The sequence below is a fragment of the Pseudomonas sp. MEJ108 genome (assembly GCF_030208985.1).
GTDB classification, from domain to species: domain Bacteria; phylum Pseudomonadota; class Gammaproteobacteria; order Pseudomonadales; family Pseudomonadaceae; genus Aquipseudomonas; species Aquipseudomonas fragariae.
In genome coordinates this window covers 60081-81597 of sequence record NZ_JARVSW010000001.1, presented here as the reverse complement: position 1 = coordinate 81597, position 21517 = coordinate 60081, and the positions used below count along the sequence as shown (strand labels likewise).

Sequence of the window (21517 nt, the reverse complement as noted above, 5' to 3'; positions counted from 1 at the left end):
ACCCCCTGACGAGGCCAGAATGCTTTCCATGCCCTGGAGCGAAATCGATACCGTCCTGCTGGATATGGACGGCACGTTGCTCGACCTGCATTACGACGAACACTTCTGGATGCAGCACCTGCCGCAGCGCTACGCCGAACTGCACGGCGTCAGTTTCGCCATGGCCTGGCTGGAATTGAAACCGCTGTTCGAAAACAACGCGGGCACGCTCAACTGGTACTGCCTGGATTTCTGGAGCGCCGAGCTTAACCTCTCGGTTCGCGACCTGAAACGCGAAATCGCCCACATGATTGCACTGCGCCCGGACGCCGAGACCTTTCTGGCGGCCCTGCAAAAGGCCGGCAAGCGGGTGATCATGATCACCAATGCGCACCGTGATTCGTTGTCGCTGAAAATGGAGCGAATCGAGCTGGCGCCTTATTTCGAACGCCTGATCAGCTCTCACGATTACGGCTTTCCCAAGGAAAGCCAGCATTTCTGGGACGCGTTGAAGGCCGAAACAGCGTTCGACCCGGCACGCAGTCTGTTCATCGACGACACCCTGCCGATCCTGCGCAGCGCTCGACACTTCGGTGTAGCTCATTTGCTGGCAGTCAGCCAGCCCAACAGCCAGAAAGGCCCGAAAGACACCGAAGAGTTCGCCGCAGTGGACGACTACCGGGAGCTGAGCAAGGGATTGTAAGCAAAGCCGTGTGCCCGCCTGAAAAGGCGGGCAGCGTCTTCAGTTCACTTCGGAATACGAAGCTTCTGACCCGGATAAATCTTGTCCACGCTCTTGAGCATGGGCTTGTTGGCTTCAAAGATTTTCTGGTACTGGTTGGCATCGCCATACACGCGCTTGGAAATAGCGCTGAGGGTGTCGCCCGACTTCACTTCCACGTATTCGGACTCAGCGCCTGCGCCGCCCGAGACAGTCATCTGGTCGTCGACTTTTTCCACGCCGTGGATATTGCCCAGGGTCAGAACGATCTTTTCCCGCTCTTCCTGGCTGGAGACTTCGCCTTTGACGATGACCGTGCCGCCGTTAACCTCGGTCTGCACATTGGGGTTGCCCAGGCCGACTTCGGAGATATGCTTTTTCAGCACCTCATCGGCGTTGGCTTTATCTGGCAGAAGTGCATCCAGAATTTTCTCGCCTGCTTCTTTGATGAAACTGATAAGACTCATTTTCTGGTTATCCGTAAGTAGTGTTGAGGACTGCGCGATTAGTGTAGCCCTCGTAAATCAAGGGCTGCAGGCTTCCGACCAACGTAGCTCGACCATCGTTCAGCCTGAACGCGTAGAATCGGCTGTCTGGATGGCTCACCGGAGTGAATATGGACATCAAGCAACTTAAATTTCTGATCGCCCTCGACGAGACGAGGCACTTCGGCCAGGCGGCTGCGCGTTGCAACATCACCCAGCCGACACTGTCGATGCGCCTGCGCAATCTGGAAGAAGAGCTAGGCTTGCCACTGGTCAATCGCGGCCAGCGCTTCGAGGGTTTCACTGCGCCAGGCGAACGCGTATTGGCCTGGGCACGCACGGTACTGGCGGCCTACGACGGTCTGCAGGCTGAAGCGGCCGCCTGCCGCGGTCATCTGGTCGGGACGTTGCGCCTGGGCGTGGTGCCGCTGTCGAGCTTCGATCCGCTGCCATTGCTGCACCGGCTGCACCAGATGCACCCCAATCTGCGCTTCGAGCTGTCGTCACTCAGCTCCGAGCAAGTGCTGGAACAACTGGCGAGCAATCGTATCGACCTGGGCGTTTCGTACCTGGAACGGCTGGACAACGAGCGTTTCGATTCGCTGACCCTGGACGACACACGCATGGGCCTGCTGTATGACCGTCGGCACTTTACCTTTGGTGACGATCCCTTGAGCTGGGCCGACCTGGTCGAGTTGCCGCTGGGCACGCTGACCAGCGGCATGCATTTTCGCCAGTCGATCGATCACAACTTCCATAGCCGCGGCCTGCAACCCAATCCGCTGATACAAACCGATGCCGTTCATCAGTTGCTGCAAGCCGTACACGGCGGTTTTTGCTGCGCGATCATGCCGCTGGATGGCGGTCTGGAAACGCTGACCGAACATTTGCGCCTGCATCCGATTGCCGACTCCCGGACTTTGGCCCGGCTGGGGTTGATCATGCGCCGCAGTGCGCCGCGCTCGGCACTGGCTGAAGCCTGCTTTGCACTGGTAGCGGAAATACCGCGCTAGAGCGTTGATCGACGTCATCTATCGGGGCATCAGCACTAGCGATTAGACGATTTCCAATAACGGGCCTAGTCTTGCAGATGTCATTCTGCCGGTATTTCAGCCCATGCCCGTTACGCGCAAGGTCAGCTCGGCGTCCTTTGCTACGCCAGCCCCCGAAGCAAGCCAGTCCTACAGCTACTCGAATCTCGAGGGCACGGACTCTGCACGCAACGAACTTGCCGAAGAAGTGGCACTGGCGATTGCCTACAACGGTATCAGCCAGGCGGTCATGCTGGTCAGCCCGACCGATCTGGAAGACTTTATCGTCGGTTTCAGTCTGGGCAGCGGCATCATTGCCTCGCATGACGAAATCTACGACTTCAAAATCAGCGGTTGCGGCTCGGCCATGCAGGCCGAGGTCGAGATCGCCAGCCGCGCGTTCTGGGAACTCAAGCAGCAGCGTCGGCAACTGGCGGGCACCAGCGGTTGCGGACTGTGTGGCGTTGAAGCCGTCGAGCAGGCATTGCCTGACCTGAAGGCGCTGCCCGGCGCGCCCCTGCCCCCGATCGAATGGCTGGAAGGCCTGCGTCAGCGCATCGGCGAGTTCCAGCCGCTTGGCCGCCATTGCGGCGCTGTGCATGCGGCGGTGTTCATGGACGGTAATGGCCAGCTGTTGCTGGGCCGTGAAGACATCGGCCGCCACAACGCGCTGGACAAACTGATCGGCGCCCTGATCCGCCAGGACATCCCCCTGGCCGGCGGCGTCGCCATCGTGACCAGCCGCTGCAGCCTGGAACTGATTCAGAAAGTATTGCGCGCCGGCATCCAGACGCTGGTCAGCCTGTCGTCGCCCACCGGCCTGGCCCTGCAATGGGCCCGTCGTCATAACCTCAATCTAATTCACCTGCCGCAGAAAAGTGCGCCGCGGGTCTATAGCCCTGCGATGGAGATTCAAGCGTGAGCACTCATCATCAAGCCGACAAGACACCAACCCCCCGCTACAAGCCGTACAAAGGTGCGGCAGGCGGATGGGGCGCACTGATCAGCGTGACGCAACACTGGCTGGGCAGTGACAACGCGCTGAAGAACCTGCGCATGATGCTCAAGACCAACCAGAACGGCGGTTTCGACTGCCCGGGCTGCGCGTGGGGCGACTCGCCGGAAAGCGGCATGGTCAAGTTCTGCGAGAACGGCGCCAAGGCGGTGAACTGGGAAGCGACCAAGCGCCGCGTCGACCCGGCCTTCTTCGCCCGCTACAGCGTCAGCTCGCTGATGGAGCAGAGCGATTACTGGCTCGAGTATCAGGGCCGTCTGACCGAGCCGATGAGCTATGACGCGGAAACCGACCGTTACAAGCCGATCAGTTGGGACAGCGCGTTTGCGCTGATCGCCAAACACCTGAAGAACCTGCCCAGCCCGAACATGGCCGAGTTCTACACCTCGGGTCGCGCCAGCAACGAAGCGGCGTACCTGTATCAGCTGTTCGTACGCGCCTATGGCACCAACAACTTCCCGGACTGCTCGAACATGTGCCACGAGGCCAGTGGCGTAGCGCTGTCGCAAAGCGTCGGCGTAGGCAAGGGCACCGTGACGTTCGAGGATTTCGAACACGCCGATGCCATCTTCGTCCTCGGTCAGAACCCCGGCACCAACCACCCGCGCATGCTCGAACCACTGCGTGAAGCGGTACAGCGCGGCGCCCAGGTGGTTTGCGTCAACCCGCTCAAAGAGCGTGGTCTGGAGCGTTTCCAGCATCCGCAACACCCGGTCGAGATGCTCACCAACGGCGACCGCCCGACCAACACGGCCTACTTCCGCCCTGCCCTGGGTGGCGACATGGCGCTGTTGCGCGGCATGGCCAAGTTCCTGCTGCAATGGGAGCGCGAGGCGCAGGCCAACAACGCACCTTCGGTGTTCGACCACGCGTTCCTCAACGAACACACCGAAGGCGTACTCGAATACCTGGCCGCCATCGATGACACGTCATGGGACGCCATCGTCGAGCAATCCGGCCTGCCGCTGAGCGACATCGAACAGTCGGCACGCATGTACGCCAAGGGCAAGAACGTGATCATGTGCTGGGCGATGGGGATTACCCAGCACCGTCACTCGGTGCCGACCATCCAGGAAATTGCCAACCTGATGCTGCTGCGCGGCAACATCGGTCGTCCAGGTGCCGGTCTGTGCCCGGTGCGCGGTCACAGTAACGTGCAGGGCGACCGCACCATGGGCATCAACGAACGCCCACCGGTGTTCCTGCTCGATGCGCTGGAAAAACGCTTCCAGTTCAAAGTGCCCCGCGAAAACGGCCACAACGTCGTCGAAGCCATTCACGCCATGGCCGAAGGCCGCGCCAAGGTGTTCATCGCGCTGGGCGGCAACTTCGCCCAAGCCACCCCGGACAGCCATCGCACCGCCGAAGCGCTCAGCAAGTGCGATCTGACCGTACAGATCAGCACCAAGCTGAACCGCAGCCACCTGTTCCACGGCAAGGACGCGCTGATCCTGCCTTGCTTCGGCCGCACCGACATTGATATCCAGGCCAACGGCCCACAAGCCGTCACCGTGGAAGATTCGTTCAGCATGGTTCACGCTTCCAACGGTCAGTTGAAGCCGTCGTCGAAGCAAATGCGTTCCGAGCCTGCGATCATCGCCGGTATCGCCAACGCCACACTGGGCAAGACGCCTGTGGACTGGTTGTGGCTGGTGGAAGACTACAACCGGATTCGCGACCTGATCGCCGACACCATCCCCGGCTTCAAGGATTTCAACGAGCGCGTCAAGCACCCGGGTGGCTTCTACCTGGGTAACGCTGCTGGCGCACGCCGCTGGAACACTGCGTCGACCCGCGCCAACTTCAAGTCCAACGCGCTGCCGTTGACTCTGATCAATGAACACGTCAGCTCGACCGGGCAGATCCCGGACCTGATCATGCAATCGATGCGTTCGCACGATCAGTACAACACCACCATCTATGGCCTGGACGACCGTTATCGCGGGGTCAAGGGTCAGCGTGACGTGCTGTTCGTCAACGAAGCCGACATCATCCGTCTGGGCTTCCAGCCGGGGCAGAAGGCGGACCTGATTTCGATCTGGAGTGATAACCGCGAGCGCCGCGTCAAAGGCTTCACCTTGCTGCCGTTCGATATTCCGGCCGGTCAGGCTGCCGCCTACTACCCGGAGGTCAACCCGCTGGTGCCGCTGGAAAGCGTGGGCGATGGCAGCAGCACGCCGACATCGAAGTTCGTTGCCATCCGCCTCGAGCGCTCGGCAGAGTCGGCACGCATCCTCTGACGTCCCTGAAAGACGCCCACAAAAAAGGCCCGTTTCACTGGAAACGGGCCTTTTGCAAGTAACCTCAGACTCTCTTTTCAGACTTAAGTTCCTTAGCCAAAACAATAACTTAGCAGTTTGTGTGGCAATCGTGTTACTCGTCGGAATTGCATTGCTACATTCTTCACTTGACACCAAGATCGCGCCGTCATCCCTATGAGATTCCATACATGAAGTATTCCTCGATACTGTTGTTGTCTCTTACCCTGATCAGCGGTGCGGCGTCTGCAGGCAACCTCGAGTCAGGCGTAGGCGGAGCATTGGGTGGGGTACTCGGTTCGGTCGTCGGCCAGCAGGTCGGCGGCAGCACTGGTTCAGCAATTGGCGCAGGTGTCGGCGGCGCAGCCGGTGGCGCTGTAGGCGCGGACCGTCGCAACCGCACAGAGGCAGCCATTGGCGGCGGTCTGGGCGCAGCGGGCGGTAATGTGCTGGGTCGCAGCGTCGGCGGCAACACCGGCAGCCTGGTCGGCTCGGCGGTAGGTGGCGGCGGCGGTGCTGCACTCGGCAACTACATGGGCAACGAAAGCCGCAGCGATGATCGTCGTTATCGTGGTGGCCGTGACCATGGCCATCGCCCGAAGCACCACGGCCATCGCCGTCATCGTGACTGATACCACCGTCAGTTACTGAAACATAAAAACCGGCCGCTCTTGAGCGGCCGGTTTTCATTTGTCTGTCGCAACGCAGGCTCAGGACTGGATGCAGAGCATTGCCCCACCTGGTCAGATGAATGTGTACGCGTAGTCAGTTGCCAGCCATCGCCTGCACCCACGTCCTGACCTGTGCGTACGGATAGTCCTCCAGCACCGCAAACCCGGTGGTGGCGCGGGCTTTGAGCCTGGTGAACAGCGGCACGCTGATACCGCATAGAAAACGCGTCAGGCAGTCGGCGCTGGGCGGCTGGCCGGTGTAGTTCTGGTGCTTGTGGATAAACTCGCTGCACAGTTGCTGAAAGTCCCGATTTGCCAAGGGCTCCAGCGCGGGTGGTTCGGGCAGGTGGGCGACTTCGCCCAGGCACACTGAACAATGCCCACAGCGCTCAGGCGCATTGTGGTCACCAAAGTACCGCGCCAGGCGATGGGTCAGGCACTGATCACTGGCGAACACGTCCAGCATGGTGTGAATGCGCGCCACTTCAGTGGCTTCGTGATGAGCGAAATAATCGTGCAATTCGATGCTCAAGGCCTGAGCATCAAAGTCGCTGCGCAACAGGCTGTAGACCTCGGTCATCTGTTTGCTTTCAAGCTCGATCCAGCCTTTTTCCTGAAAGTAATCCAGCGCCTTGACCACCCGCCCGCGCTCGGCGCCGTATTGCTGGTACATCGCCTGGAAATCGACGGTGGCCCAGGTGCGTGCCCGGTTTGAGGTGTCGATCAGGGCTTGAACGAACTCGCGTCGCTCCCCTTCGAAACGCGCCATCAGGTCTTGCGGCTGAAGCAGAAACTTGAAGCGGTACTCGGCAAAATACGCATAGCGCGGCGCAATGATCCCGCGCAGCTCCAGTTGCACCAGCAGGGTCTTCAACGGCAATTGACGAATGTTGCTGAGGTCGGCGAGCGGCCCCAGCAGAAATTCCCACTGCCCGTCATGACGCGCCCCGAGCAGGTCTCCCAGCACACGGGCAATCCCCTCGCGCTCCGGCGTATCGCCATACACGAAGTTCTCCAGCACGTTGAGGCTGTCGCGGTTAGCCAGCACCAGACAATCCGAAGCAGCACCATCACGCCCTGCCCGACCGATTTCCTGGCTGTAGTTCTCGATGGATTTGGGCAGGTCGAAATGCACCACGTTGCGAATGTCGCTCTTGTCGATGCCCATCCCGAACGCGATGGTTGCCACGATGCAGTTCAGACGGCCGCCCATGAACTGCTTCTGGATCGACTCGCGCTGATCGTTGGGCAGCCCGGCATGGTAGGCGCTGGCGGGCAGGCCATGCTGTTCCAGGTGCGCGGCGATATGTTCGGCTGTCTTTTGCAGGGTTACGTAAACGATGGTCGGTTGCCCGCGACGCTCGCTGAGCCACTCCACCAGCCGGCGTCGCTTGTCTCGTCCGCTGACCGGCTTGACCCACAGGTGCAGGTTGGCGCGGTAGAAACCGGTGGTGATCACATCCTCGGGGGCGATGGCGAATTTGTCCTGCATGTCGATGATGACTTGCGGGGTCGCCGTGGCGGTCAGCAGCAATGTCTGGGGAATATTGAATTCGCGCTGGTAGTCCGGCAGTTTCAGGTAGTCGGGGCGGAAGTTATGCCCCCACTCCGAAATGCAGTGCGCTTCGTCGACCACCAGCAGGGAAATCGGCACTTGAGCGATGAAATTGCGGAAGCGCTCGTTCTTCAGGCGCTCGACCGAGATCATCAGAATCTTCAGCTCGCCGGAACGTGCGCGTGCCATCACGTCAGCGATCTCGTCGCGGCTTTGCGCCGAATCAATGCTCGCCGCCGATATGCCATGGCGGTGCAGGAAGGCAAGCTGATCCTGAATCAGCGCCAGCAACGGCGACACCACCAGCGTCAAATGCGGCAACATCAGGGCGGGCAATTGGTAACATAGCGACTTGCCCGAGCCAGTCGGAAAGATCGCCGCAGCCGAGCGTCCGGCCAGTACCGCACTGATGGCAGCCTCCTGCCCCGGCCGGAACTGTGTGTAGCCGAATACCTGTTCGAGACGCTGGTGCATTCGCGGTCCATCCATCAGTCAAAAAACGGGCTCAACCTTAACGCGCCAGGCCGGATGCACATAGCACCAAAGCGTTGCAGAAACTCTACCCAGCGACCGATATCATTGTAATATCACCGCCAAACATCGCTTGATCAGGAGCAGGAATGGATTCCCTACAGCAACCCGAGGACGACGGGATCATCCGCATTCAGCGCCTCGTGCCGGGTCAGGTCGATGTGGTGCTGGGCTCGCATCCACGCCGCAAGCGCGTCGATGCGCCTCGCCGCTCACGCCCTTATGGCCTGTGGCTGGCGTGCCTTATTGCTGCAGCCTGCGTGGCCGGACTGATCACCTCACATGCGAGAGGCCCCAAAGCGCTGGCAGTACCGCCTGTTGTGCAGTCCATACCCGAAACCCGGACAGTCGAGGCCGAGGCGCAACCCGTAGCCGCCGCCGATCCCGCGCCCACGCCCACGCCCACGCACATTCGAAAAACCGCAAAGCTTGTACCGATCGCGGCCACTGTGGCGCCGCCTGCCCCTGTGCAGCCCTTGGATGACTGCATGAAAAACGGCAACGTCATCGATGAGGCGGTGGCGAACTGTCGATTCGGCCAGGCTCCACGCCCCGCTCAGGCAGAACCGGCAACAGGCATGGTGTCTGCCGACTACATGGCCGATTTCAAGGCCAATGCTTCACGCAATTCCACGCGTTCTTCCAGGCCTTACAGCGTAGCGACGGCCTCCATCCGCGAAGCGGACGGCAGAAATCGCTACCGCGCGCAGTGGCGGATTTACGGCAACACGATCGATGGCGACAGCGTCTGCGAAAACTTCGCCATTCGTTCATTCGAACGGCGCGAGTGTCGCAAGGCGGCAGCGGTCAATTTCAGAGAAGAGTGCCGTGAGTGGACCAAACGTGCGGCGAGAAACCGCGACGAGGACAGTAAAAACGCCCAACAGCGCTATTGTGAAGTGACCACGAATTTCTCTCCCTGAAAACGAGCCTGAAACCCTCTGGCACGGTGGTCTCGCCGGTGTTTTCGACTGTCCCGGTGCATGGCCGAGCACCTGAGAATCCGTAAAAACGGACACATGTATAGCCAAAGGCTTACACGCAATGAAGCGAATGGCTATTTTGCACCTGCCATCAGAGCCGTAAGATTGGATCCAACAACTGGCGAACAAGGAGTTCGCCAGGATCAGGGACGATCGACCATCGCCGGGAAGGCAGCCGACAGGGAGTTGGAATGGTCTTGGTACAAACCCGCTTCGGCGGGTTTTTTATTGCCTGCGATTTTTGCCGTCAGCAGCCATATCGCCTCAAGACTTTTCCTGGCGCCAGATTTCCCGCCCTTCAAAGGGCCGTTCGAAGCTGAGCCCGTGAGGTATAGCGAAAGGCTTACACGCGCTGGGGGAACTTGGCTATTTCCGACCTGGCTCGCGCTCCGTAGTATTGGATCCATCAAGGGGTGAACAGGAGTTCACCCGGATCAAGGATGATCGACCATCGCCTCGGAGGCGTCCGACAGGAAGTCGGGATGGTCTTGGAAAAACCCGCTTCGGCGGGTTTTTTGTTGTCTGCAGAAAAGCTGCGCGCTTTACGCTGCCCCGCATACAGCCAACTGCTCAGCGCTTACCCTGCTCAAAGCGCTGCTGCAGCAAGTGTCGCGCAGTACCCGCATTGACGTAATCCGCAATCAACTCACCAAGCTCGTCTGGCTTGAGCTTTTTGCCGTCCCGGCTGAACCGCGCCAGCGCCAGGAGTACCCGGCGTTTTTTCCTGAACACTTTTGCGTTCGGTGCAGAGAACGAACGTGAGACTCGCTCGGGTAAGGGCGCATCGTCTTGCAGATGCAGGGTCAGAAACGTGCCGTAGGCGACATTCAGCTCAAAATCAGCGATGTGCTGGATCGGGACGGGGGACTTCAGGTTGGCGAAGACAAAGTGCTCGGGCGTGAGCAGCAGAGCGGTCTTGTCGGCACGCAGACACATGCGCAGCGCAAATGGCAGCAGCATCAGCATGAACGTCGTCAAGATGCCGCCCGCTATCAGCATAGAGTTGCGCTTTTCGGTCAGCCCTTGGGGAAATGACAGCGCTTCGGCTATCAGATAAATACCCAGCCCCAGCAGAGGGGCGAGGAATAGTGTTAGCAACAGCCCCCGCAGGCGAGCGCCCTCATGCAGAACGACATCACCGCTTACCGTTTTCGCGCGGGCACGCAGTTCGGTCACCACCTCAGCATCATTTGCCACGTGATGCTTGATGAAGTCCTCGGTAAGACGCGTGCGCAGTGACTGGGCATTGCTGAAGTAATGGTCCATCGCGGCGCGGGCCTGGGCCGCCACCACCGGCCGGGTGCCGCTGCGGATCGCCTCGTCGGCAGCAACCTGCAGCGCGGCGATACGTTCGCCGTTTGAAGGGTGCGTATCCGAGGGATGCGGCAGCTGGACGGCCATTTCTTCGTCAGGCAGCGTGAATGCCTTGCCGGCCAGCTCGTGCAGCACGCTGTTCGGCAGATCCTTGGTGAACACCTCTCCACGCCTTGGGTTGGTGGCCCGCGTGATGTGCGTGTAGATCCGCTCCTGCAAAAGCGGATCGATGGCCGAGATGCGCACCAGCGCCGAGGCAGCCGACGCGTTGCCTGCAAGACTCGCCCCCGCGGCATCGGCGGCCAGCTCGCGCACGCGGCTCCAGTGATTGACCGCGTGATCGAAGCTTTCCATGAAATACACGCCCAGCATGAATGCCGGACGCAGAATGGTGCGCTGCAGCCACCCGCTGACCATCATGTTTTCCGCGATCACCCCAAGGCTGCGACCGATGCCGTCGTAGATCGGCAGAAAGCGCAGGCTGTACTCGGTGTCCTGACCGGCAAAATGCGCCAGCTCATGACCAATCACTGCGCTGGTTTCTGCGGCATCGATCAGCCCCAGGTACAGGATCGGCACATGCAGAGTGCGCCCCTTGAGCACGGCGTCGGACGGCAGAAGGGAAACGTCGCTCGAGGTGACGTAGAAGCCTTCGGTCATGCCCAGCACGATGTGATCGGGGGACAGCGCGCCGAGCCGTTCGGCCAGATCGCGCACATAGGCCCAGAGCACCGGGGCCTCTTCAGGCGTGACCTGCTGCCCCAGAACCTCCATCGCGGTGGGCTCGAACATATGCAGCATGACGCCCAGCTGCTTGCCCATCCGCCAGATCGAATACAGGCATGCAGCGACCAGCATCAGCACGACGATGATCAACTTGAGCTCGCCCGCGGACATGCGCCCCACATGCCACAGGCCCAGGGCTTCGAAACAGAGGATCGCCGACACGGCCGTGCCCATGGCGATAATGTGTCCCACCAGAACGAAGGGCAGAATCCGCCTGACCCTGCTGAAGGTGTTCAGCAATCGCTCGCGGGAATGCAGTGCGCGCGCTCCGGCCCAGTTAAGCCCTGCCAGCCCGATGCCTCCGACCAGAGCCGCCAGCAGGCACAGCGCGATGACAGCGCGTGCCAGCCAGGTTGTGACATCACCCACCACCACTACGAAGTCGAGCCCCTGTTCTGCCTCATGGAGACGGGACAGAGCCTCCTTGAGGGTGATGTTTTCTCCGTCCATCTCCATCGTTCGCGTGAGAGCGTCGGGCGACCTGGCGAGCCTTTCGAAATAGGGACGGGCATGCGCAAGGTCAGCCTGGATCTCGGTCAGGCGCTCAGTGTTTTCGACACTGCGCTGCAACTGCCAGACACCGATGAGGTTCAGGCCCAGAGGGAGCAGGATGAGTACAGCAATGAGCTTGTAGATTTTCATGAGGCAAGGCTCATAGAGGTGCGGCGCCGCCGGCTGTCCTTAGCGCGCACAAGGTCCGTCAGGTAAAACGCCTCTGGCGTCTGCGTGCATGCGCCCTGCCGTTGCTCGAATAGAGGCGTGAGGGCGCTGGCGGCGTTATACCCTGATTTGCAAACTGATGTAACAAAGCTGCCCGCCTGACCTGCGTCGACCCGCCTGGATCCGTCCGCCTGAACGCTCGCAGTGCCATCATTCCCTTTCCAGAAAAAACAGCCTAATAAGGCCAGTCTGTGTATTTACCCTCTTCAGAGCTCGGTAAATCTGCAAATAAGTTCATCTTTCTAAGCTTAATTTACCCCCTTTATCGGATCCAAATACCACCCTAAAGCCCTTTAAAATCAACACCTACAGCTACATTGAGGGTGTAATCCAAAATAATGATGGCTCATAGGCATCATTGCTTACTGTAACGAAACCGAGAAAATATCTACCGTCTGTAGGAACTTTCCTACTAAAAATAGTGCCATAGACCACACTGCTGGCTAGACGACATCTATATGCCAGCACGAACTCCTCCCTCATTGTGGCGGTGTGTCTCGCAGTGACACACATGGCAAAACCACTTCATGAGCAGGTGTGCAGTCGAGCAATTCGCAACTTTTCCCCGTCCCCCGGCCTGATCCGGGAAACGGTCGTGAAGGGTTCAAGGACGATGTACCGATGACTCAGACGTTCGATATAGAAGCATTGATCAAGCTGCGCAAGCAGACGCGCGCTATCTCCGACGCGCTCAAGGTGCAGGCGTCCGACTATCTGTCGACCCTCGCGCTGTTGATACGCCCGCAGACATTCTTCGGTGAATACCTGCAGGGCGCGCAGCGCAGCAGCGGCCGCGAGACTCAGCACCATTTCAAGGAGCTCAAGGAGCTCTATGACCGCATTGCTTCGGCAGAGCCGTTCAAGCTGGTCAATGAACTGGAAGTGCCCCTGAACCTGATCAGCACGACACCCGAGCTGTTCCCGCTCGAATACGACATGGTGTTGTCACAAAGCGGGCAGACCATTCGCATCACCAGTCCGGTGCGTTGGGTGGTGGGCTTCAACTCGTTCGATCTGGCGCAGTTTCGCAAGGTCATCAAAGACCCGAATCGCAGCAGCGCCGAGCTGTATCGCTATGTAGTGCATTATCTGGTGCTGTTCTACTGCCTGAGCAAGTCGCCGGGCATGAGCCGCCTGTTCGAAGGGCTGCGCTTCCCGGTCAGTTTCGAGCGCTTGAAAGACTTCGGCGACCTGCCGTTCTGTGTGATCAGCTCGCCGGTTCGCTCCGAACTGCCGGATGAATCGGTGATTCGCAACAGCACGCAGATTGCAGGCAATACCAGCTTCGAAGAATTGGTCGGATACGAAAACATTCTGGAAATGAACGATGAAATCCGTCAGCGTCTTTTGCTGACGATTGAAGGACTCTAATCGCGCCCGGCCTGCCACAGGCCCGGTACGCAAACGACTTGCAGCGAGTTGCTCGCACAGGAGATGACGATGGCGAAGAAGGAAAGTACCCAGCACAAACTTGACCGCGTTCGCGCGCCTCGGGTCCATATCACTTACGACGTGGACATCGGCGATGCTCAGGAAAAGAAAGAGCTGCCATTCGTTGTGGGCGTTCTGGGTGATTTCTCCGGCAACCCGCTGGAGCCGCTGCCCAAGCTCAAGGATCGCAAGTTCATCTTCATCGACCGCGACAACTTCAACGGCGTCCTGAAGGGCATCAAGCCGCGCCTGGCGTATCGCGTCGACAACACGCTGGCAAAAGACGGCACACAACTCGGTGTCGAGCTGAACTTCAATGCGCTGGAAGACTTCGAGCCGCAGAACGTCGTGCGTCAGGTCGAGCCGCTGCGCAAGCTGCTGGAAGTGCGCAACAAGCTGGCTGACCTGCGTAACAAGATGGGTGGCAACGACAAGCTTGAAGAACTGCTGATGGACGTGTTGCAGAACACTGAAAAGCTGAAAACCCTGGGCAAGGAATTTGGCCGTGAAGCCGCCGTTCCTGCCACCGACAGCAAAGAGTAAGGAGGAGCCTGACGATGACCGATAAGCAACCCGTGACTCAGCAGGACAGCGCTCTGGTTGAAGTGGAAAACTTCGCCCCGCAATCTTCCTTGCTCGACAGCATCATTTCCGAAAGCCGCGTTGCACGCTCCGAAACCGAGCGCACCCGCACCCGCGATCTGATCGGCGAACTGGTGGCCCAGGTACTTGAAGGCGAGATGACGCCGAGCAAGGACCTGATTGCCGTGCTCGACGCGCGCATCGCCGAGATCGATTCGATGCTCTCCGAGCAAATGAACGAAATCATGCACGCCCGTGAGTTCCAGCAACTGGAAGCATCCTGGCGCGGCCTGAAGTATCAGGTTGACCAGACCGAGACCAGCACCACGCTGAAGATTCACCTGCTCAACGCGTCGAAAAAAGACCTCGTGCGTGACCTCAAGGCGTCGTCCGAATTCGACCAGAGCGCACTGTTCAAGAAGATCTACGAAGAAGAGTACGGCACCTTCGGTGGTGCGCCGTTCGGCATGTTGCTGGGTGACTACGAGTTCAACCGCAGCCCGGAAGACATGTACCTGCTGGAAGAGATCTCCCACGTGGCAGCTGCCGCCCACGCGCCGTTCATTTCGGCTGCATCGGCTGAGCTGTTCGGCTGGGACTCGTTCACCGACATGGCCGGCCCTCGCGACCTGGCGAAGATCTTCGACACCGTCGAATACGCCAAGTGGAAGTCGTTCCGCGCCTCCGAAGACTCCCGCTATGTCGGCCTGACCCTGCCGCACGTGCTGGGTCGCCTGCCGTATGGCCCGGATACCACGCCTGTCGAAGAATTCAACTTCGTCGAAAGCGTCGATGGCCGTGACCACAACAAATACCTGTGGATGAACGCTGCCTACGCGCTGGGCACTCGTGTGACCGACGCATTCTCCCGCTACGGCTGGTGCGTGGCGATCCGTGGTGTGGAAGGCGGTGGTCTGGTCGAAGGCCTGCCGACTCATACCTTCAAGACCGATGACGGTGAAATCGCGCTCAAATGCCCGACTGAAATCGCCATCACCGACCGTCGCGAAAAAGAGCTCTCGGACCTCGGCTTCATTCCGCTGGTGCACTGCAAAGGCACCGACTATGCCGCGTTCTTCGGCACCCAGTCGACCCAGAAGCAGAAGCAGTACAACACCGACATTGCCAACGCCAACGCGCGTCTGTCGGCGCAGCTGCAATACATCTTCGCGACCTCGCGTATCGCTCACTACATGAAAGCGATCATGCGCGACAAGATCGGCAGTTTTGCATCGCGTAAGGATGTCGAGCTGTTCCTCAACAAGTGGCTGTCCAGCTACGTGTTGCTGGATGACACCGCCAGCCAGGAAGCCAAGGCCAAGTTCCCGCTGCGCGAGGCGCGTGCCGAAGTGTTCGAAGTCCCTGGCAAGCCTGGCGTCTACAAGGCCGTGACTTACCTGCGTCCGCATTACCAACTGGATGAACTGACGGCATCGCTGCGTCTGGTCGCCGAATTGCCGCAATCGACACGCGGCTAACGTCCGTCACTTAGCCAGGGAGGCAACATGAGTAGTCAACACAAGCTGTTGCCTTCATTGCTGGATCGATTGCTCGACGATCGTCCGCATCAGTCCGTGGAATCGTCATCGCAACGGTTGAGCTCGCTGGCCGATTACAAGGCCAGCATCGTGCGTGACCTGGAGATTCTGGTGAACACTCGCCAGTCTCTGGTCGCTGGCGAGCTGGAAGGTTTCGCCAATCTGAGCGGCACCATCCTCGACTACGGTATGCCCGACTTCACCAGTAGAAGCGTGCTCGACCCACAGGACCGGCTTTTGATCCAGCGCCAGCTGGAAAAGGCCATCTCGGTGGGCGACCGACGCTTTCGCAGCGTGAAAGTCCAGTTGCTTGCACAACAGACCGGCCAACGCATGCTGACTTTTCGTGTGGACGCAGTACTGCGTCTGCAGGACATTTCGCGTCAGGTTTCCTTTGACGCCGTGCTGCAGGTCAACACTCAGGAATACAAAGTGCAGAACCTCAACTGATGCTCGACGATCTGCTGCCCTATTACGAGAAGGAACTCTCGCACCTGCGCTTTCTGGGCCAGGAATTTGCCGCTCAATATCCGAAGATCGCTTCGCGACTGCTGATTGAGGGCGACAACTGCGAGGACCCGCACACCGAGCGCCTGATCGAGGCGTTCTCGTTCCTCTCGGCTCGCGTGCACAAGAAGCTCGATGATGAGTTTCCGGAAATCGTCGAGTCGTTCCTCGAGGTGCTGTACCCGCATTACTTGCGCCCTACCCCGTCGATGTCCATCGTCGAGTTCAACATGGGCAAGCAGGAAAAGGTCACCGAGTCCTATCGTGTGGCGCGACACACCGAACTGCACGCCAATCCGGTGGACGGCATCGTGTGCAAGTTCCGGACGTGCTACCCGGTCGAGCTATGGCCGATTGCCGTGCAGAGCGCGTCGTTCATCGAAATGGAACGCTCGGCGTTCAACGGCCACAGCGCAGACCTGATTGCACGTCTGCGCATTGGTCTGACGGCCACCTCCGACGTGCTGTTCGGCAAGATGGAAATGGACAGCCTGCGCTTTTTCCTCGATGGCGAAAGCACGCTCATGCATCAACTGTATGAGCTGCTGTTCAACAACCTGGCCAAGGCCACGCTGTCCTTCGAAGACGAAGGCCGCACTCGCGAAGTGGTGCTGCCCGCCGGCGCCTTGAAGTCTGTCGGTTACGGTCTGGATGAAGGGCTGGTGGATTACTCGGAGCGTTCGTTTCTCGGTTATCGGTTGCTGCACGAGTACTTCACCTTCCCGGACAAGTTCATGTTCTTCGACCTGTCGGGCTTTGCGCGCATTCTGGCGGGCAAAGAGATCGGCAAAGTGGAGATCAATTTCTACTTTTCCGACTACGACCTGACGGACCGTCTGGCGCGCCTGACGCAGAACGTCAGCCGCAACAATTTCAAGCTCAACTGCACGCCGATCATCAACCTGTTCCGCCAGCAGGCCGAGCCGATCAAGCTGACCCACGTCCAGCATGAATACGCTGTCACGCCGGATGTGCGCCTGCAAAGCTCCGCCGAAGTGGTCTCGATCGATCGCGTGCGCCGGGTCAAGAAGATCAATGGCAACGACCAGGTCGGCACCTGCCATCCGTTCTTCGAACCACGCGGCGATCAAGGCCCGGGACAGAGTTTCTGGATCGCCCGGCGCCGGCCGACGCAGAGCCGGCAAAGTGACGGCTCAAACATGTTCATCCGGGTCGTGGATCGGGATCTGGAGCTGATCGATTCCAACAATGACACGCTCAGTATCCGTCTGACGTGCAGCAATCGCGACCTGCCATTGATGCTGCCTTTTGGCGGCGAGCGCGGCGATTTCAACATTCCGTCGAACTCAGTGATCAAGGACATCCGCTGCCTGCGCAAGCCTACGGCGACGGTGCGCGTGCCGCTGGGCAACGGCGTGATCTGGCGGCTTATTTCGCACCTGTCACTCAACCACATGTCGCTGGTTTCCAAGGGACGCGAGGTGCTGCTGGAACTGCTGTCGCTTTACAACTACCGCAACGTGTCGGCGATCCGCAAACAGATCAACGGGATCGTTTCGGTGAGCAGCGAGCCGGTCGTGGCACGCATCGGCCATCCGCGGCCGAACTTCGTGCGCGGCGTCGGCATCACGCTGAAGTTCGATGAAAGCCAGTACACCGGCAGTGGCGTGTTCCTGTTCGGCATGGTGCTTGATCACTTCTTTGGTCAGTACTGCTCGATGAACAGCTTTACCCAATTAACCCTTCGCACCTTGCAGCGCGAAAAGAGAGTGGTCCAATGGCCCCCGCGAACAGGCGATCAACCCCTGGTCTGATCGACCAGGCAAGGGCTGAGCCGCACCGATTCGAATTTTTCCAGTTGGTGCGTTTGCTTCGCCTGCACTACAGCAGGAACGGGCGTATGGACCTGGAAACCAGGCCGCACGAAGACCCTCTGCGCTTTCGTTCGCAGCTGTCGCTGAACTTCCCGGCCAGTGAAGTCAGCGACCTGCAGTTCGAACGCGAAGGCAAGCTCTCGGCGGCAGGTTTGCCGCTGTCCGAAGTGCAGGTCACGTTCATGGGCCTGGTCGGTCCTTCGGGTGTGCTGCCGCGCCCGTACACCGAGCTATTGATCGACCGACATATTCAGTATCGAGACGACGCTGCACATGCGTTTCTGGATATTTTTTCGCATCGCATGACCACGCTGTTTTACGAGGCGTGGCAGAAGTACAAGTTTTACATCGAGTACGAGCGCAACGGCACTTCGAACTTCGACCGTTATTTGCTCAACCTGGTGGGTTTCGGTCCAGAAGGCCTGAAGCAGAAGTTCGACAAGGGCGAGTCTCCCCTGCGCCGCGAACTGTTCAGCTACTTCTCGGGGATGTTCGCGCAGAAGCCGCGCAACGCCCTGAACCTTGAGGTCATGCTGAGTTTTTACTTCTCGCTGCCGTTCAAGATCCAGCAGTTCGCCGGACGCTGGCTGAAGCTCGACAGCAGCCAGTGCACGCAGCTGGGCCGCAAGAACGCAGTGCTGGGGCAAAGCGCCGTGGCCGGCAATCGCGTCTGGGATTATCAGTCGTGTGTACGTATCGAAATGGGCCCTCTGGAACTGGCTGAATACCAGCGCTTTCAGCCGGGCACCGAGGATTACCAGAAGCTTGTTGAACTGGTGCGTTTTTACATCGGTGCCGAACTGGACTTCCAGATTGCGCCGAAGCTCAAGCGCGAAGCTGTACCCGTGGCCCGCCTGGGTCGCCAAGGCAATGTATCGCTGGGCTGGCTTGGCTGGCTCAAACGCCCCGGTGTCGACGTGGAGCCTTCCCGTTGCGCCGTTTTCCATATTCCTTTTGATGGGGTCTCCCTGTGAACCTGAAGTCCCTGTTCGCCAAGCTGAACGAAACGAGCCGCACTGCCACTGAAAGCGCTGCTGCGCTGTGCCTGTCGGAGAACCATTACGACGTTGAAGTCGAGCACTTGCTGCTGCAACTGCTCGATAACAACGACAACGATCTGCCGGTGATCCTGCGCCACTACGATGTGGTGCCTGATCGCCTGCAGGCACAGTTGGTCACTGCGCTGGGGACGTTCAAGAAAGGCAACACGCGGACACCTGCGCTCTCGCCGCACATCACGCGCATGATCGAGCAGGCCTGGGTGCTGGCATCGATCGAGTTCGGTCAGTCACAGATCCGTACCGGCCATCTTGTGCAGGCCTTGCTGGATGACGATGCACTGCGTCGCGTGGTCATCGGCTCGGCGCCGGAGCTGGAGAAGATCAACGCTGACGACCTGCGCCTGAACATGAGCGCGCTGGTCGAGGGCAGCCCCGAGACCAAGCTGAGCAAGCCACTGGCGAACGCCGACGCCAGCACGGGCGCCACCACCAAAGGCAACGGCAAGACGCCAGCCCTGGACCAGTACACCGTCAACCTGACCCAGAGCGCTCGCGATGGTCGCATTGACCCGGTGCTGGGACGCGAATTCGAAGTGCGGCAGATGGTCGACATCCTGACCCGCCGCCGCCAGAACAACCCGATCCTGACCGGTGAAGCCGGCGTCGGTAAAACAGCCGTGGTGGAAGGCCTGGCGCTGCGCATTGTGCAGGGCGACGTGCCGTCGGTGCTCAAGGGCGTTGCCATTCACACGCTGGATCTGGGCCTGTTGCAGGCCGGTGCCGGGGTCAAGGGCGAGTTCGAAAACCGCCTCAAGTCGGTCATCGAAGAAACCAAACGCAGCCTGCACCCGATCATTCTGTTTATCGATGAAGCCCACACGCTGATCGGTTCGGGCGGGCAAGCCGGGCAGAACGATGCCGCCAACCTGCTCAAGCCTGCCTTGGCACGCGGTGAGCTGCGCACCATCGCCGCCACAACCTGGGCCGAGTACAAAAAGTATTTCGAGAAGGATGCCGCACTGGCTCGACGCTTCCAGGTGGTGAAAGTCGAAGAGCCTGACGAAGACAAGGCCATCCACATGCTTCGCGGGTTGCTGGCGAAGATGCAGGAACACCACAAGGTCACGGTGATGGATGAAGCGCTGGTGCAGGCCGTGCGCCTGTCCAACCGCTACATCACCGGCCGCCAGTTGCCGGACAAGGCAGTCAGCGTACTCGACACCGCTTGCGCACGCGTTGCCTTGGGCCAGTCGGCACAGCCGGGAGCGCTGGAAGACTGCAAGCGTCACATCGACAACCTGAACGCGGAAATCACCGTACTGGAGCAGGAAACCGCCAAGGGCAGCGACCACGCTCGGCGTCTGACGGCCCTGCACGAAGAGCTGCAGGCCGAACAGGAGACCCGCGAGTCGCTGGAGCAACAGTGGAAGCGCGAGCTGGAGCTGGTCGAGAAGCTTGGCGCACTCAGCGTTCCGCAAAGCGGCGAGCCTGAAGCCGGGCAGATTGCCGCCGTACGCGCCGAACTGGCCAGCGTGCAGGGCGAGCAACCGCTGGTCCACGCACTGGTCGATGGCGGCACGATTGGCGAAGTGATTTCCGGCTGGACCGGCATTCCGCTGGGCAAGATGCTGCGCGACGAAATCGACACCGTGCAGAGCCTGCCCGCGCTGCTGGGCGAACGCGTACTGGGTCAGGACCATGCACTCGAAGAAATCGGCAAGCGCATCAAGATTTCCCGTGCCCGCATGGAAGACCCGAACAAGCCGATCGGCGTGTTCCTGCTGCTGGGCCCGAGCGGCGTCGGCAAGACCGAAACGGCACTGGCCCTGGCTGACACGCTGTATGGCGGCGAACGTAACGTCATCACCATCAACATGTCCGAATACCAGGAAGCTCACACCGTCTCCAGCCTGAAAGGCTCACCGCCTGGCTACGTCGGTTACGGCGAAGGTGGCGTGCTCACCGAAGCCGTACGCCGCAAGCCTTACAGCGTGGTGCTACTCGACGAGGTGGAGAAAGCCCACCCGGATGTGCTCGAGCTGTTTTTCCAGGTCTTCGACAAAGGCGTGTTGGACGATGGCGAAGGTCGCGAGATCAACTTCCGCAATACCGTGATCATCCTCACCTCCAACACCGGTACTGATCGCATCATGCAGTGGTGCCTGAACACCGAGCAGAAGCCGACCCCCGATGACATCGTGGAAGGCCTGCGCGACGAGCTGAATCAGGTGTTCAAACCGGCCTTCCTGGGGCGCCTGACCATCGTGCCGTATTACCCGGTGCAGGACGCGATTCTGGAACGCATCGTCGGCCTGAAGCTGGAGCGCATCCGCAAGCGTTTCGAGCGCAATCATCAGGCGGTGCTGCGTTACGACGAAGCGCTGATCAAGGCTATCGCGTCGCGCTGCACGGAAGTCGACAGCGGCGCGCGCAATATCGACAACATCCTGTCCAAGACCCTCATGCCGGAGCTCGCGCAGCGGGTGCTGGAGCGGATGGCGCAGGACAAGCCGATTCAGAGCCTGACCATCGACCTGGGCAGCGATGGCGACTTCGCTTACACCCTGACCTGAT

At 59.8% G+C, this 21517-nt stretch carries 16 protein-coding genes; 13 read left to right on the top strand and 3 right to left on the bottom strand.

Going from position 1 to position 21517, the window contains the following annotated elements; genetic code table 11:
- Positions 1–19: 19 nt before the first annotated feature.
- Positions 20–682: a GMP/IMP nucleotidase gene (yrfG, locus tag QRN50_RS00330; RefSeq protein WP_003343604.1), complete on the top strand. Its 663-nt coding sequence runs from the start codon at positions 20–22 to the stop codon at positions 680–682.
- Positions 683–726: 44 nt separating this feature from the next.
- Here yrfG and lysM read toward each other — a convergent pair whose 3' ends face one another.
- Positions 727–1167, bottom strand: coding sequence for a peptidoglycan-binding protein LysM (gene lysM / locus QRN50_RS00325; protein WP_004406991.1), 441 nt, complete (start codon positions 1165–1167; stop codon positions 727–729).
- A 149-nt stretch (positions 1168–1316) separates the two neighbouring features.
- Here lysM and QRN50_RS00320 point away from each other — a divergent pair, with 149 nt between their 5' ends.
- From QRN50_RS00320 to QRN50_RS00305, 4 genes are all read left to right on the top strand, one after another.
- Positions 1317–2198, top strand: a complete 882-nt coding sequence (locus QRN50_RS00320; RefSeq protein WP_003401941.1) for a LysR family transcriptional regulator — start codon at positions 1317–1319, stop codon at positions 2196–2198.
- Positions 2199–2301: 103 nt separating this feature from the next.
- A complete protein-coding gene (fdhD, locus tag QRN50_RS00315) occupies positions 2302–3138 on the top strand; it encodes a formate dehydrogenase accessory sulfurtransferase FdhD (RefSeq protein ID WP_003372302.1) in 837 nt (278 codons plus the stop codon).
- Positions 3135–5471: an FdhF/YdeP family oxidoreductase gene (locus QRN50_RS00310; protein WP_003401937.1), complete on the top strand. Its 2337-nt coding sequence runs from the start codon at positions 3135–3137 to the stop codon at positions 5469–5471. The genes fdhD and QRN50_RS00310 overlap by 4 nt, the downstream gene beginning before the upstream one ends.
- A gap of 209 nt (positions 5472–5680) precedes the next feature.
- Positions 5681–6121: a glycine zipper domain-containing protein gene (locus QRN50_RS00305; protein ID WP_003401931.1), complete on the top strand. Its 441-nt coding sequence runs from the start codon at positions 5681–5683 to the stop codon at positions 6119–6121.
- A gap of 133 nt (positions 6122–6254) precedes the next feature.
- Here the strand turns inward: QRN50_RS00305 and QRN50_RS00300 are convergent, their stop codons facing one another.
- Positions 6255–8189: a RecQ family ATP-dependent DNA helicase gene (locus QRN50_RS00300; RefSeq protein ID WP_192873903.1), complete on the bottom strand. Its 1935-nt coding sequence runs from the start codon at positions 8187–8189 to the stop codon at positions 6255–6257.
- A gap of 146 nt (positions 8190–8335) precedes the next feature.
- Between QRN50_RS00300 and QRN50_RS00295 the strand changes: the two genes are divergently transcribed.
- A complete protein-coding gene (locus QRN50_RS00295; protein WP_096127172.1) occupies positions 8336–9169 on the top strand; it encodes a hypothetical protein in 834 nt (277 codons plus the stop codon).
- Positions 9170–9799: 630 nt separating this feature from the next.
- Here QRN50_RS00295 and QRN50_RS00290 read toward each other — a convergent pair.
- Positions 9800–11971, bottom strand: coding sequence for a M48 family metallopeptidase (locus QRN50_RS00290; RefSeq protein ID WP_096127171.1), 2172 nt, complete (start codon positions 11969–11971; stop codon positions 9800–9802).
- A gap of 699 nt (positions 11972–12670) precedes the next feature.
- On the opposite strand from QRN50_RS00290, the gene QRN50_RS00285 reads away from it, so the two are divergent.
- The 7 genes from QRN50_RS00285 (at position 12671) to tssH (ending at position 21516) form a co-directional block, all read left to right on the top strand.
- Positions 12671–13420, top strand: coding sequence for a hypothetical protein (locus QRN50_RS00285; RefSeq protein WP_003401916.1), 750 nt, complete (start codon positions 12671–12673; stop codon positions 13418–13420).
- 69 nt (positions 13421–13489) lie between these two features.
- Positions 13490–14023 carry a type VI secretion system contractile sheath small subunit gene (gene tssB / locus QRN50_RS00280; RefSeq protein ID WP_003318241.1) on the top strand — a complete coding sequence of 178 codons (534 nt, stop codon included), beginning with the start codon at positions 13490–13492 and terminating at the stop codon, positions 14021–14023.
- Positions 14024–14037: 14 nt separating this feature from the next.
- Positions 14038–15540, top strand: a complete 1503-nt coding sequence (tssC, locus tag QRN50_RS00275; RefSeq protein ID WP_003343625.1) for a type VI secretion system contractile sheath large subunit — start codon at positions 14038–14040, stop codon at positions 15538–15540.
- Positions 15541–15567: 27 nt separating this feature from the next.
- The gene (tssE, locus tag QRN50_RS00270; protein ID WP_003318239.1) at positions 15568–16050 is read left to right on the top strand and encodes a type VI secretion system baseplate subunit TssE; all 483 of its coding nucleotides are present in this window, start codon (positions 15568–15570) and stop codon (positions 16048–16050) included.
- Complete coding sequence (gene tssF, locus QRN50_RS00265; RefSeq protein ID WP_003343627.1) at positions 16050–17882, top strand: type VI secretion system baseplate subunit TssF; 1833 nt, start codon at positions 16050–16052, stop codon at positions 17880–17882. Before tssE ends, tssF begins: the two co-directional genes overlap by 1 nt.
- Positions 17846–18916, top strand: a complete 1071-nt coding sequence (gene tssG, locus QRN50_RS00260) for a type VI secretion system baseplate subunit TssG (RefSeq protein ID WP_003318236.1) — start codon at positions 17846–17848, stop codon at positions 18914–18916. Before tssF ends, tssG begins: the two co-directional genes overlap by 37 nt.
- Positions 18913–21516, top strand: coding sequence for a type VI secretion system ATPase TssH (tssH, locus tag QRN50_RS00255; RefSeq protein ID WP_096127170.1), 2604 nt, complete (start codon positions 18913–18915; stop codon positions 21514–21516). Before tssG ends, tssH begins: the two co-directional genes overlap by 4 nt.
- Position 21517: the final 1 nt, after the last annotated feature.